General features: G+C 34.0%; 7 protein-coding genes. 5 read left to right on the forward strand and 2 right to left on the reverse strand.

The features are described from left to right. Positions 1-289: 289 nt before the first annotated feature. The 3 genes from COJ46_RS25185 (at position 290) to COJ46_RS01735 (ending at position 6,276) form a co-directional block, all read left to right on the forward strand. Entirely contained in the window at positions 290-439 is a 150-nt protein-coding gene (locus COJ46_RS25185; RefSeq protein WP_353652154.1) for a PA domain-containing protein, read from the forward strand. 54 nt (positions 440-493) lie between these two features. Next, the gene (locus tag COJ46_RS01730; RefSeq protein ID WP_176522462.1) at positions 494-1,756 is read left to right on the forward strand and encodes a helix-turn-helix domain-containing protein; all 1,263 of its coding nucleotides are present in this window, start codon (positions 494-496) and stop codon (positions 1,754-1,756) included. 353 nt (positions 1,757-2,109) lie between these two features. Next, positions 2,110-6,276 (forward strand): S8 family serine peptidase, encoded by a 4,167-nt coding sequence (locus COJ46_RS01735; protein ID WP_097974407.1) that lies wholly within the window; start codon positions 2,110-2,112, stop codon positions 6,274-6,276. 647 nt (positions 6,277-6,923) lie between these two features. On the opposite strand, the gene COJ46_RS24845 is transcribed toward COJ46_RS01735, so the two are convergent. Together COJ46_RS24845 and COJ46_RS24850 are read right to left on the reverse strand one after the other, a co-directional pair. Next, positions 6,924-7,139 carry an MFS transporter gene (locus COJ46_RS24845; RefSeq protein ID WP_353652155.1) on the reverse strand — a complete coding sequence of 72 codons (216 nt, stop codon included), beginning with the start codon at positions 7,137-7,139 and terminating at the stop codon, positions 6,924-6,926. 6 nt (positions 7,140-7,145) lie between these two features. Then, positions 7,146-7,358, reverse strand: a complete 213-nt coding sequence (locus COJ46_RS24850; protein WP_286133463.1) for a hypothetical protein — start codon at positions 7,356-7,358, stop codon at positions 7,146-7,148. Positions 7,359-8,153: 795 nt separating this feature from the next. Between COJ46_RS24850 and COJ46_RS01745 the strand changes: the two genes are divergently transcribed. Beyond that, positions 8,154-11,672: a S8 family serine peptidase gene (locus COJ46_RS01745; RefSeq protein WP_097974406.1), complete on the forward strand. Its 3,519-nt coding sequence runs from the start codon at positions 8,154-8,156 to the stop codon at positions 11,670-11,672. A gap of 555 nt (positions 11,673-12,227) precedes the next feature. Beyond that, positions 12,228-14,682: S8 family serine peptidase (locus COJ46_RS01750; RefSeq protein ID WP_286145482.1), on the forward strand; the 2,455-nt coding region annotated here is incomplete at its 3' end.

Consider the following 14,682-nt stretch of genomic DNA (forward strand, 5'->3'; position numbering starts at 1 on the left):
ATTACAGCTAAACCATCTTAGATAATATCACCGTTATATAGGATGATATTTATTTAATTTTTATATCAAAAAACGTGAAGTTAGATTAGAAGTTATTTAAGAATATTATTTTGGGTTTTTTAGGGATATAAGAATATCTTATTTGGTGATTAATATTTCTAACTTTATTAGAAAATTCTGATTAACTATACTGAATATAGCAAATGGGGAAGGAGATAAAATTTAGTCGAAATCTGATAGATTATGGGTTCAGTTAATTTCAGGTGCAAAGACTCGAATAGATGAAAAAATCACATTCTTTCAACGTGGTACAAATACGATTAATGATAAGATTTTACAAGCGAAAAACCGTGGCGCTGCTGGAATAATCATTTACAACAACGTTGATGGTTTAATGCCTTTCTATTTAGCTGAAGGTGGGAAATGTAAATTTACATAATCATTTTGCAATTATAGAATCGTTCAAATGTTACCTAATATAAAGGAGGCTAATATGTTAGTAGGAGAAATCATCAAATATTATCGAGAGAAAAAAGGGATTAGTCAATCAAAATTAGGTGAGGGAATTTGTGGTAAGGCCTATATTAGTAGATTTGAAGGTGGAAAAGTTGCTTTAACACCCGAATTTATTTCCAAATTAGCAGATCGATTAGAAATTGATATAAATAATGAAATTGAATCATTAAATGAAATTGAAAATCACTTAAATGATTGGAATCATGCGCTCATCATGCAAAAAACAGCACAAATTGAAGAAATAAAATTAGAATTAGAACAAAATCCATTTATTAAGACATCTAAACATGCGGTTTACTATTTGCTCTTAACAGCAAAGTATTATCACTTTAAAGGTATGTTTCTAGAAACTAAAAATACAATTGCGTACGTCGAAAAGAAGTTTTCAAATTTGTCTAATTATGAAAAAAATCTTCTTCTACATATAAAGGGAATGTATTGTATTAGCACATTTGGGACTGTTGATAGTGAATTGTTTCAAACTGCTGTGAACATATTAGAACAAATTAACATGGATGAATATAAAAATGAAGAATATTACTACCACTTAGCTCTTGCTTATCATCATGCGAAAGCAAAAATATTTGCATATAAATACGCTGAAAGAGCACTTCAATTTTTTAATAAAACATCTAACTACGTTAGTGCTATTAGTGCACAAATAATAATATTAATGCAATTTGATAGTGATCAAGAGATTGATTTTTTAGAATTGGTCGGAAACTATAAAAATCTAATTCATAATTGTGAAGTTTTAGATGCTCTTGAAAATAAAATTATTATTTTATCTAATTTAGGAGAAGAATTTTTTAAAAGAGGTTATTATAGCCAAGCTGCTCATTATTTTGAAAAAGCAGTTTTATTGACAGATAAAACAGATGAAACAGATAAAATATCAATAAAATATGTCCGCCGATTATATCATTTCGTGGAAGCATGTTTAGAGGGAGAGTTATTGAATCAAGAAGAGTTGTTAGCAAAAATAGAAATTGGTACGAAGCTAGCTAAGAAAGCATGTCCGATCTTTTTTAATCTATTTAACCTGTTTGCATTGAAGTGTAAACAAGAACCTAACCAATACTATGAATTGTTAGCTGAAGTAGTCATACCACAGTTAATTTCAACCAATAATATTTTCTTTTATGAGCAATATGGCAAAAAATTATTTCGTTATTATCTAAAGATAAAAGAATATAAAAAAGCTATTGAGTTAGATCAAGACTTTAGTTTTATGAATTAAGCATTAAATTAAAAAGTAATTAGACAACGAGGTTCGTTGTCTAATTACTTTTTTAAGTTAACAAACGTTATTTAATATTAAAATATGAAGAAAATGAAATGTTTATAAACAATCGATAAGAATTTCGTCAAAATTCATCTTGTAAACCCCGAAACCTTGAATTAATAAGGAAAATATAACCCAATTGATTAAAGAATGAAAATTCTTAATAATAAAATTAAATAAGTAGACAATTTGTTACAAATCGTTTGTTTATTTTCAGGAAAATAGTAAGGAGTTTTGTTAGAAAAAGAATATTTTTGTACTTCAATGTAGCAATCTACCTTGTCGTAAATTATCTAGGAGGAAGAGAAATGGGGAAAAAGACAGAGAAAAAGTTATTAAAAAGCTTTACCGTTTTAGCTTTAACATCGAGCTTCATATTGGGTTCACTTGGACAAGTATCGAATACCACAAAAGCAGCAAGTCCAAGTAAAGCAGAGGATATTTTAGCAAATTTATCTTCTGAGCAAAGAGCGGCTCTTGAACAGCTATCGACTAGTGAAGAAACGGGTCTTCAAATTTCTTCAGATATTAATTTAAATTCTTCAGAACAAACAAGTGTCATTGTTGAATTTACAAATAAACCTGCTAAAGTCGCGCAAATTGAAGCGAGTGTAGAAGGTAAATCATTAACTACATCAGAAGCAGCAAAATTAGTAGATCAAGATCACGCAACATTTGCAGAAGATGTTGGTCAAGTATTAGAAACTGGTAAAACGAAAAAAGTAGATTATACGATTAATCGTTCATATAAGAATGCCTTTAATGGTGTCTCGATGAGTCTACCAGCAAACCAAATTAAAAATCTATTAAAATCAAAGGCTGTTAAATCCGTTTGGAGTAACAAAACATTTACCATTGATCCTCCAAAGGAAAACGATCAACTTAAAGCAGATGAAGCAAATGTTGGAAACTATACACCTTATGACGCTTTAGATCGATTACATGCAGAAGGATTTACTGGGAAAGGAATTAAAGTAGGAATTCTAGATACGGGTATTGATTATAACCATCCAGATTTAAAGGATGCATATAAAGGCGGATATGATTTTGTCGATAATGACAATGATCCGATGGAAACAACGTATGCAGATTGGAAAAAATCAGGTCAATCAGAATTCATAAGTGGTAGTGCATATTATACTGAGCATGGTACACACGTAGCGGGAATCATTGGTGGTCGTGGTAAAGCGAATAGTGAATATAAAACTGTTGGTGCGGCACCAGAATCGGATATTTATTCTTACCGAGTACTTGGTCCGTACGGTAGTGGAACAATGGATGCAATCATAGCCGGAATTGACCGTGCAGTAAAAGACGGTATGAATGTTATTAATATGTCTCTAGGAGCAACATTAAATGACCCTCTATTTGCAACTTCAATTGCGGTAAACAACGCAGTATTAAGTGGAGTAACAACTGTCATTGCAGCAGGAAATAGCGGGGATCAAATGTACACTCTTGGTGCTCCTGGAGCTGCAGCCTTAGCTTTAACTGTTGGGGCATCATCTATTGCACTTGATATCTATCAATATGCTGGTGTACAAGATGGTAAAAATTATTCTTTAAGACAGCTAGCAAGAAATTATAAAGATGATTTAACGACATTAAAAGGAAAAACATATCAGCTTGTTGATGTTGGATTAGCTAACTCATGGGACTTTACTGGAAAAGATCTGAACGGTAAGATTGCGTTCATTAAACGTGGATCAATTGCATTAATTGATAAAATCAAAAATGCAAAAGCAGCTGGTGCTGCTGGCGTATTAATGTATAACGATGAAACAAATAAAGCAGAAGGTGCGGTTCAAGCATTCCTTGGTGAATCAGTCGATGCGATTCCTGCATTCTCAGTTTCAAATGATGAAGGTAATACGATCGCAGCTGCAATTAAAGCTGGTAAAACAGATTTCACATTTGGCGATTTTACGAAGCTAAAAACAGCTTCTGATGAACTAGCACAATTCAGTTCAAGAGGTCCATCTCGTGTGAACTATGATATTAAACCAGAAGTAACTGCACCGGGTGTATCAATTCTTTCAACAGTACCATTCTATGTAAACGATAAAACAGTTGATGGATCAAAACCAGAGGATTACAAGTATGCGTATGAACGCTTATCAGGTACTTCTATGGCGACACCGTATGTAGCAGGTGTATCTGCTTTATTACTTCAATCAAATAAAGATTTAAAACCGGAAGATATCAAATCAATTTTAATGAATACAGCTGATCCATTATCAAAGGCTTATAGTGTTTTTGAAGCAGGTAGTGGCCGAGTAGATGCTTATGAAGCAATTCACTCAAATGTGGAATTAGAAGTAGTTGATAAAACACCAACAATCATTAATGGAAAACAACAATCAATTCAAGAATTAACAGGTGGAATGAGCTTTGGTTCATTTGGCTTTGATGATCAAGATATAGCTGATTCTCGTACTGTTACATTAAAGAACCGTAGTGAAAAATCAAAAACATTTAATGTAGATGTAAAATTCCAAACTGGATTAAGAGGATCGAAGGACGCAGCTCAGAACAATGTAACTTTATCAGGTCCTTCAACTGTTAAATTAAATGGAATTGGCCAAAAGTCAATTAAGTTTGACTTAAATATTCCAAAAACAGCAGATAAAGGAACGTATGAGGGATATATCACTTTCACAAATACTGCTGATCCAACTGAAACATATCAAATTCCATTTGGTGGACGTGTAGTATATGAAGGCATTGATTCAGTTGACGCCTTACCAATGTATTCATCAGATACTGCTTGGCCAGAAAATGCGTGGCCTTTCGAATCATTTTCATTCTCATTAAAATCACATATGAAAACATTAGATATCATTTTACAGGATCCTAATACAGGCGAAGACCTAGGATTAGTTGGTTCATTGTCTCCGATTTTATTGAATGAAAATCAAACATATTATGTTTCAAGAGGATTTACTGGAACATATTATCCATTTACTGGTGATCCAGCGAAACCGATTAGCTATCAACCAGAAATTGCTCAACCAGGACACTATAAAATTAAGCTGGTTGGATCAAATGAACAAGGTAAAACATTCACAAAATCATCTGATTTCATCTATGACTTAGGTGCACCAACTATGACTTCTAGCTTTGATTCATTAGACCAAAAAGTAATTGAATACAATGATAGTCAATTTGATTCAAATGGACAATTCTTATACGATTTTAACATTAACTTAAATGATCCTGAAACAGAAGAAGCAAGTAAAATGGGTCTTCCAGTTGATCAATCAAACAATGCAGTTGTTACGTTTTATAATAGTCCATTTCCGAAAAATCCAATTTTCACAGATAAAAATGGAAATTACACTGATAAACTTGTAGTTAGAAAACAAGCTGCACCTTTACAAGTTCAGTTTTATGGAATGGATTATGCAAGAAACTTTACTGGAAATGCTTTTAATATGTTAAGAGTTGTTTTTGTGGATCACAATTTACCATATTACTATTTAAAAGCAAATAAACAAATCGTAACTACAGGAGATACAGTAAATTATAGCGTTCGTTCAAATAATGTTAAAAACTTAAAATCATCTAAAATTACAATACCAGTTGATCCTAACATTGCTTCAATTGAAAATGTAGTTGTAAATGATGTGGTAAAGCAATATGGTGATGCAAAAGTGTCAGTATCTACGGCTCCATCAGGGGGTAATTTAAACTATACAATTACATTCACTTATTTAGGCGATAAAGTATTACCAGAAGACTTACAGTTATTTAATTTCGACCTTAAAACTTCTAAAAAGTTTACAGATGGTGTTTATGGAGGATCTGCTTTCAATTGGTATACAATGACAGCCTCTACGACTGATCAATCAGATGTAGTGACTAATAATGTTTACTCTTACATGGAAAGTATTAAATATAAACCAACCTATTCAAGATTAGATGGAGCATTGCGTTTTGAAGGAGCAATTAATCCTGCAACAGGTCAGCAAAATTATGCGCTTGATCAAAGTGCAATCGGTGCAAAAGTAACAGTTACTTCTTATGATGGAAAAACAAGTGTTAATGCGCCGAGTTTCAATAAGAGTGGGCAGTATATCATTGAAGGTCTTAAAGCTGAAGTAAATCCTTATACGGTAACAGTTGATGTACCAGGTCATTTCACGATGAACAAACAACTTGTTTTATCTAATAATGTACGTGGGGAAATCGTAGGAAAAAGATTAGCTTGGAACTTACCAGTTGCTGCAGCTGGCGATGTAAATAAAGATAATGTGATCGATATTTTAGATGCTTTAGCAGTACAAACCTATTGGGGTACAAATAAAGCATCAGCAGATTTTAACTTTGATAAAGTAGTAGATAAAAAGGATATGGATTTCATTGTTAAAAATTACGGATTAAAGAATCCTACTGTAACTAATGCGCCAAAAGCAAAAACTGCTTATAAAGGCGTTACCTTGGATGATGTATTAACTCAATTAGGTTTACAATAAACAAAAAATGAAGAGTAGCTGAATACTTTCTTTGTAGAGTCTGTAAAATATTTTATTATATAATATTGGCACAGGTGAACTGAGAATATTTCTGAAATGGTATAAGAAAGATAAGGGATTTAGACGAATAACACTCGATGTAAAAATAGAAATCATGTTTTGTTTTAGTTTTCACTTGTTCCTTAATAAAGCTAAAGACTCCTGCTAGTAAATTTAACTAGTAGGAGTCTTCTTATGTATAAAAGATGAAATAGTATACGATAGTTATATTCTAGTTAGGATAGCATGAGTTAATGGAGTAACATTAAGGTGTTTTATTGGTATAGCCCTATTCAATGAAGGTAGGGAGTTTCTATTTTCAACTTTAATCATTAACTCAAATATTTCTTTCCTTTTGTCACGGTTAACAACAAGCATACTCGGATTCAATAATTTAGAATCCGACTTTATATATATTATAGAATATAAAAAAAATCCCTATTCATCAAAAAAATAAGGGGATAATCTAATGTGTAAATTGGCAATGAAAATGCTTTAAGGTATCATAGCCTTTTAAAATGAATAAACAAATATCTACTAAATTAAGTTGAAATAACTAAAATGAGAATAATGGCACCTAATGCTGGGCCAAGATAGTTACCAGTAATTCAGGAAGACTGTGCCCTTCCAAGCTCTCGTTTATTAAACCAATTCGAAATAAATTTACCCGATACCGGAATCATCATACCTTCACCGATTCCCAGGATTACTCTGCTAAATAAAAACATTTCGTACGAAGTAGACATCCCTGCCATAACCATGGTTGATGTCCAAATAAGTAGACCAATAATAGCTGTTTTCCTTGCCCCTAATTTGTCGATAATAAATCCTCAAAAGATGTTAGAACATGAGTATGAAATCATGAAAATGAAGGTGATAAAGCCAATTTTTGCATTCTTATCTGGCCCAATTAAACCAAGATCTCTTAAAAATCCTGGGTCTGTTTGAATTACCGAAATACCTACTTTATCAATCTGACCGAAAAACCAGAAGAAAAAAATAGGAACCGCAATGTACAACCATCTTTTTTGACCTTGCAACATGTTAATACCCCCTTTAATTTTAGCCAACCCTTACTTACGTTTTCATCACCTGCGGTTAAAATGCAATTTTTCACATTATTTATCAACTCGCATCTTAAACAAAAACAACTTTGTTTTATATACAAAACAAAGTTGTTGTTATTTATAATTAATTTTAATAATTTTCAATAAAATCTGAATATTTTGTTACTTAAATAAAAAAGTGTTTTATATTCAAAACTCTATCCTGCATTTTCATAGAAGAGGATAACTATGAAAAAGTACTTTTTTTCTGTATTACCGCTGCAAAATTAAACTAGAAAACTAGTATTAGTAAAAAAATTGCTTAGTTTTAAACCAACTACTGAACACTACTTGTAGTCTGGTGAGCAATTCGTAAATATAGTAAAGATGTATTATTCTGTTTTATCAATACCATATATGTACTTATTCTAGAAGTGATAATCCTCTAATTAAAATTACAAATTGCTTTCTTATTGAAACCAATCCTTAAAGTTTATAAACAATTAAATAGATTTTCCCGATTTAATAAATTTTATTCGAACTTTATCGACTTAAAATGTCAAAAACTTCTTTTTTTCTACTCGTTCTTATTGATTTCTCTACTAATCGAATATGCCAAAAGTCCAATTGAATAACCCGATATGATAATAGAGGCAACTTAATTAAAATTAATATAGTATCGATTTTCTTAGTATCACATTAGCAACTTATTGGATCTGCTTGGATTGAAATCTATTTATATATTAATAGATTAACAACATTAAGATTACTGTAAAGGGGATTAAATTAGAAATGAAGAAGAGAAAAAGCTTTCCTTACAAAGTCCTTGCAACGACAACTTTAGCTTCCATGTTATTTACATCAACTGGATTTGCTGAAGGAACAAACGAAAATCAAGTACCAGCTCCAAGTTTAGATGAAATTGTAAAACAGGGTCAAAATATTTTTGCTGAGGAGCAGAAGCAAACTGAAGGTGACACTGTAGACCCATTTGGCTATAAAGAATTAAAAGATGCCCATGCTTATAAACCAAATGAAAAGGTACGTGTAATCGTTGAGGTAGAACAACCAACAACTTCTGATAATTCTACTGAAACTAAAAAAGCACGTTTTAAAGAGAAGCAAGACCAAGTAATTTCACAAATTTCAAAGGAGAGATCAACTCCTAAAATAAATCAACGTTTTTTTGAAGGATTTAATGGATTTAGTATGGAAACTGAATACCGTAACTTAAAAGATATTCAAGAAACTCCGGGTGTAACAAATGTACATATCGCTAGACAATTCCAACCATCAATGGGAGCAAGTAAAGAATTAGTACAAGCTCAAAAAGTATGGCAAAGTTACGGATATCAAGGTGAAGGATTGTTAGTAGGGATTGTCGATACAGGTATTGACTATACACATAAAGACATGACAATCACTGAAAAAGGAAAAGCAAAAGAAAAATGGAATCAAGAAAACATTAAAAGTAAACTTGCAGAAACAAGTGTAGGAGATGTTTGGTATAGCGATAAAGTTCCAACAGGTTATGACTGGGCAGATCATGATACAGATGTTATTCCACGTGTTGTTGGGAATGAGCATGGTATGCATGTTGCTGGTACAGTAGGTGCAAACGGTGATGAGTCTAATGATGGTGTTCAAGGTATTGCTCCAGGCGTGCAGTTATTAGCAGAAAAAGTATTCTCTGATAAAGGAAACGGTGGTGCGTATGAGGATGATATCATAGCAGGTATCGAGCACGCGGTAACGATGGGTGCAGATGTTATTAACATGAGTTTAGGTTCGGACTCAGGATTTGTTAGTGAAGAAGATGATCCAATTCAGAAAGCGATTCGTGAAGCGACTGAACAAGGTACACTTGTAATTGTCGCGGGTGGAAACTCTGCTTATAGTACACAAAACAATTTATTACAATCTTCTGCAAAACCATACGCTGAAAATCCTGATATTGGTACGGTTGGGGAACCAGGAGTAAGCCCTTATGCTATTTCTGTTGCTTCATATGAAAATACAAGCATACATATGAGTACACTTCAAGAAGAAAATGGTTTACAGCTTCCTTACCAAAATCAAACACAATATAACTTTAACCTTTCCAAAGTATTATCACCATTAGAATCTTATGAAATGGTATATGTAGGAGAAGGTAAAACGGCAGATTTTAAAAATCTTCCTGATTTAACTGGAAAAATTGTTGTAGCAAAACCAAAGGTAAAGTATGGTACATACTCTTATATTCAATCTGAAGCGCAGAAGAAGCACGCAAAAGCGGTGATCCTTGTTCCTGCAAATGAGGATATTGATTACCCGAGAGTTTATTGGAGTTCTTACTCATTATTTCCGCAAGCAGCTACGACAAGTAAAGCAATCGGTGATGCATTAATTTCGAAATTAACGAGCGGTTATGTTGTAAAAATGAAACCGTCTAAAGGTGTATACGTTGACAATCCAAATAAGAACACGATGTCATATTTCTCATCTTACGGAGCACCTCATACATTAGACTTTAAACCAGAAATATCAGCGCCTGGAGGTAATATTTACTCAACGATACCAGGTAATAGCTACGAAGTAATGAGTGGTACATCAATGGCAACTCCACATGTGGCAGGTGGCTCAGCTTTAGTACTACAATCACTTTACGAAAAAGGCTTAAAGCACTCAGAAGAAACAGCATTAAAAGCAAAAATTGCTTTAATGAACACTTCTAAACTAATTCAAGATCCTCGTACAAATAATGAAGTACCATATTCACCTCGTGTACAAGGCTCTGGTCTAATGCAAATTCAAAATGCAATCAAAACGCCTGTACTTGTGACAAGTGAGAATACATCACTTGAGAAAGCAGGGGCAGTTGCGTTAAAAGAAATTAAAACGAATAACATACATTTCAAATTAAATGCAGAAGCTCTTCAAAATGTGAATGTAAAAGATTTAGAATATCAAGTGTATGTAGATGTATTAGCTGATGGCAGAGAAACAAAAGAGTTTGATTTAGACTATGATGGAACATTGGATTCAAAAGAATATTTAACGTTAAAAAGTGAGCGTATCCAAGGAGCTACGGTAACTGTAAATGGTGAAACAGTAACAGACACGGAAGGAAAGACATTAAAAATCAAGCCTGGACAAGAGAAGAATCTAGATGTTCAGATTCAACTTCCATCAAGCTTAAAGAATGGTTCATTTGTTGAGGGATACGTACGTCTAGTTCCTTCTGGCAATAATAGTGATTCAGCAGTACCGTTATCAGTTCCTTATATGGGATATTATGGCGAATGGGATCAACCAAAAAACATTGATCCAGCAGCATATGAGAAGGATGCATTCCTAGGCTATACTACGCTTTGGAATGATGAAATCGGAGCAGAAGGGGTTTACCCATTAGGTTATGATCCAAGAACTGGTAAGTTTAATATGGATCGAATTGCAATGTCTCCTAATACGCCATTGAAAGAAGTTTATCCATCATTTACCGTACTTCGTAACTTAGCTAAAACAGAAATGTACGTAGAAAATGATAAAGGTGAATTACTTCAATACTTAGGTGATTTTAGTGAATATACTGGTAAGCCATGGAAATTTCATAAAAATATTATGTCTTTTAGAGACTATTTTAATACTGGATATGGTTGGGATTTAAAAGATCAAAATGGGCAAGTAGTGAAGGATGGCGTTTATAACTATGTAATCAAAACAACGCTTGATTATAATGGCGCGAAGCCGCAAATCGTAAAACTTCCATTCCATATTGACTCAGTTGCTCCAGTTGTTTCGGATATTAAAGTTACACCTAAAGATGGTCAATATGAAATCTCGTTCAAAGCGGATGATGTTGGAAGTGGTTATAATGGTGCGATCGTTTGGTATAACGGTAAATATAAGCCATTACCTCAAGGTGCTACATCTACTCTAGTAAAAGAAGAGCCAAAGAGCGTAGTAGTATTAGGAGCAGACTATGCACTAAACCAAAGTTATACAGTTTGGGGAGACCCTTCTTATATTAACGATGGAATGCTTGTTAGCTACTTCAGTGTATATCCGAATAAAAATGTAAATGCAAAAACACCTGCAGGAATCAATGCATTCGCAAATAACAATGTAAATTGGAAAGTTTATGTTAAAGATGCAAATGGTAATGTAGTTGATTCAATGGATGTACAAGATAAAACAGAAATTCACTTAAAATGGACTCCAGAAGCAGATGTTCCAAACGGTACGTATTCAGTGTATGCCGATGTAACTAGTAAAGATGGATTTAAAGTAACAACTAAGCCACAGACGGTTACAGTAGTACAACAATAAAGAATTAATAAATAAAAGTGTAGGGAAGAATTAAAAAGCACCATATAGAGAAGACGCTTGAAAAAGGTCACCTCTATAGGGTGCTTTTTTATATAATAAATAGAAATAGAAAATAAATTTGAAATGAAAAACTGGGCTGATTATGTAGTTGATAATTTCTAACTAGCGCATGCTTAGGCTGTATTAGACCAAGTTCCTAATTTTATTGAACTTCCTATTCCACCAAATGTTAGGTTTATTGTTAATTCTTCTCAAATAAATGTACTATTCATGAAATGTAGATTGATGTCTTTTAGATTATACAAGTTTATAAACTTTCTCCGAACATTATGTCGAATAACGTTGAAAATTTGGATTATTACTCTAAATACTCACTATATACAAGGTTTTTATAACCCAATCGAAAAAATTCTGAATATTCTTTATAATTAATTTTGTAAAGTAACTTTTTCTGAAAGATTGAGTATGAACATTAAAAATTTTATTTAATAGATTCATATAAGCAGTCGTCATTAGATTTTACTTGCGTTAAAGGATACTAGGAGGAGAATGTAAATGATAGGGAAACCGAAATTTAAGAAGTATGTTACTGCAATGATGACAACTGCTCTAATTGCCGTTCCGACCTTTCAAGCGTTTGCTGATGGTACTAGCAATACAATCTTAAATGCAGCAAATAGTTCTGAAGAAACAAATCTTCAGGGTATTAACGCAAAAACAAGCACTGGAAAACATGTAATTACACTCATTACAGGTGATGTTGTAACAGTAACAGAATTTGCTGATGGACAAAGTGTCATAAGTGTAGAGCCCGCAGACAAAGCAGCAGGCGGATCGCGTATTATGACGGTCGATAAAGATACATATGTAATTCCGGATCAGGCAATGCCCTACTTAGCTTCAGGAGTTTTAGATATGGATTTATTTAATATCACTACTTTAATTGCTGACGGTTATGATGATGCCTCTCAAGAGACACTACCTGTTATCGTACAATATTCAGAGTCAAAAGCACGCTCTGCAGTTCAACCAACGCTAAAAGCTTCAAAAAAGACTTATGTACTTGAAAGTATTAATGGTGCAGCACTTATTACTGACAAAAAAGATTCGAAAGTATTCTGGCAGGACATAAAGAAAAATATACAGCCTGAGAAATCTACAAGGTCACTTATTACACCAGGAATCAAAAAAATATGGTTAGATGGTCGTGTTAAAGCTTCTCTTGAACAAAGTGTTCCACAGATTGGGGCACCAACAGCTTGGAATGCCGGTTACAATGGAACTGGCGTAAAAGTAGCAGTTCTTGACACAGGGATTGACGCAGAGCATCCTGATTTAATTGGACAAGTAAAGGAAACAAAAAGCTTTGTTCCAGGGGAAGATGTTCGAGACTTTAATGCACACGGTACGCATGTTGCATCCACTGTTCTTGGAACGGGCGCAGCTTCAGGAGGAAAAAATAAAGGGGTGGCTCCAGGAGCAAGCTTACTTGTAGGAAAAGTTCTAAGTAATGATGGTTTTGGTTATAATTCATGGATTATTGATGGAATGGAATGGGCTGCCCATAACGCCAAGGTAGTAAGTATGAGTCTAGGCAGTAGCGAGGCTAGTGATGGAACTGACCCGATGTCTCAAGCCGTTAATAACCTAAGTGCAGAAACAGGATCTCTTTTTGTAATTGCAGCCGGAAACTCTGGTGGTGAGGGTATTTCGGCTCCGGGGGCAGCAGATGCGGCACTAACAGTTGGTGCGGTTGATAAATCTGATAAACTTGCTTATTTTTCATCAAGGGGTCCACGTTTTGGAAGTTCGGGATTAAAGCCTGATCTCACAGCACCGGGTGTAAATATTAACGCTGCTCGTTCACAATATACTACGAAAGGTAGCGGTTCTTATCTTTCGATGAGTGGTACTTCAATGGCAACCCCACATGTAGCAGGTGCAGCTGCAATTCTTTCACAACGTCATCCTGATTGGACAGGAGCACAGCTGAAAGATGAACTAATGAGTACAACGAAAAAACTAGATAATATTAAGCCACTTGAAGGTGGTACTGGACGACTAGATGTTGCAGCTGCAACATTAGGAAACTTACGTGCAACCGGATCACTTGACTTTGGTTTCTACGATTGGCCACATAATAATGATGTTCCAGTAGATAAAACGATTACATACACAAACGACAGTGATAATCCAGTGACATTAGATCTATCAGCGAAGGTAACAGATAATAGTAATTCAAATGCGCCTAATGGATTTTTAAAACTGTCAACGAACAAGATTACAGTGCCAGCAAAAGGAAGTGCTAAAGTTACTGTAACACTTGATCCGAACCAAGGTGCAGCGGGTTCCCGTTATCAAGGACAGATTTCTGCAGATATAGATGGTAAAACAATTGTACATACTTCATTGGCTATGATTAAAGAGGATGAAAGATATCCTCTTACTCTAAAAGCAATCGATCGTGACGGGTCTCCTGCGCTAGCATATGCTACCCTCTTTGGTCCAAGTGGAAAACCTGTACCTGTTACCATTGACGGAACGAAAGAATTACGACTTTCACCTGGAACATATTCTGTTATGTCAATGATGAATGTAGATACGGATACTGATCACTCAGGTGTTGCACTTGTTGGTAATCCCGAAATTAACTTAAATAGTCCACAAACAGTTGAACTAGATGCTCGTAAAGCGAACGAGATTAAAGCTAATGTTCCAAAAGAGACTGAAGCGACTTTTAGAAAGCTGGAATATTATCGCACAATTAATGGGAAAAACTATAGAGAAGCATACATCTTGCCAGTTAATCCCGATAAAATGTACGCTGCACCTACTATGGCAGTGAAAAACGGAAAATTCACAATGAATACACGCTGGCGCCTAACTGAACCTAGATTGACAATTAATTTCCGAGGCCATGAATTTGATGATATCCCTCAAGTTGGAAGTACTCTACTAAAAGGTAACTACGAATTAGAAACTGTATATGCAGGTAAGGGTGCTTCAGAAG

It is taken from the genome of Bacillus sp. AFS077874, assembly GCF_002566505.1.
GTDB lineage: Bacteria > Bacillota > Bacilli > Bacillales > Bacillaceae_G > Gottfriedia.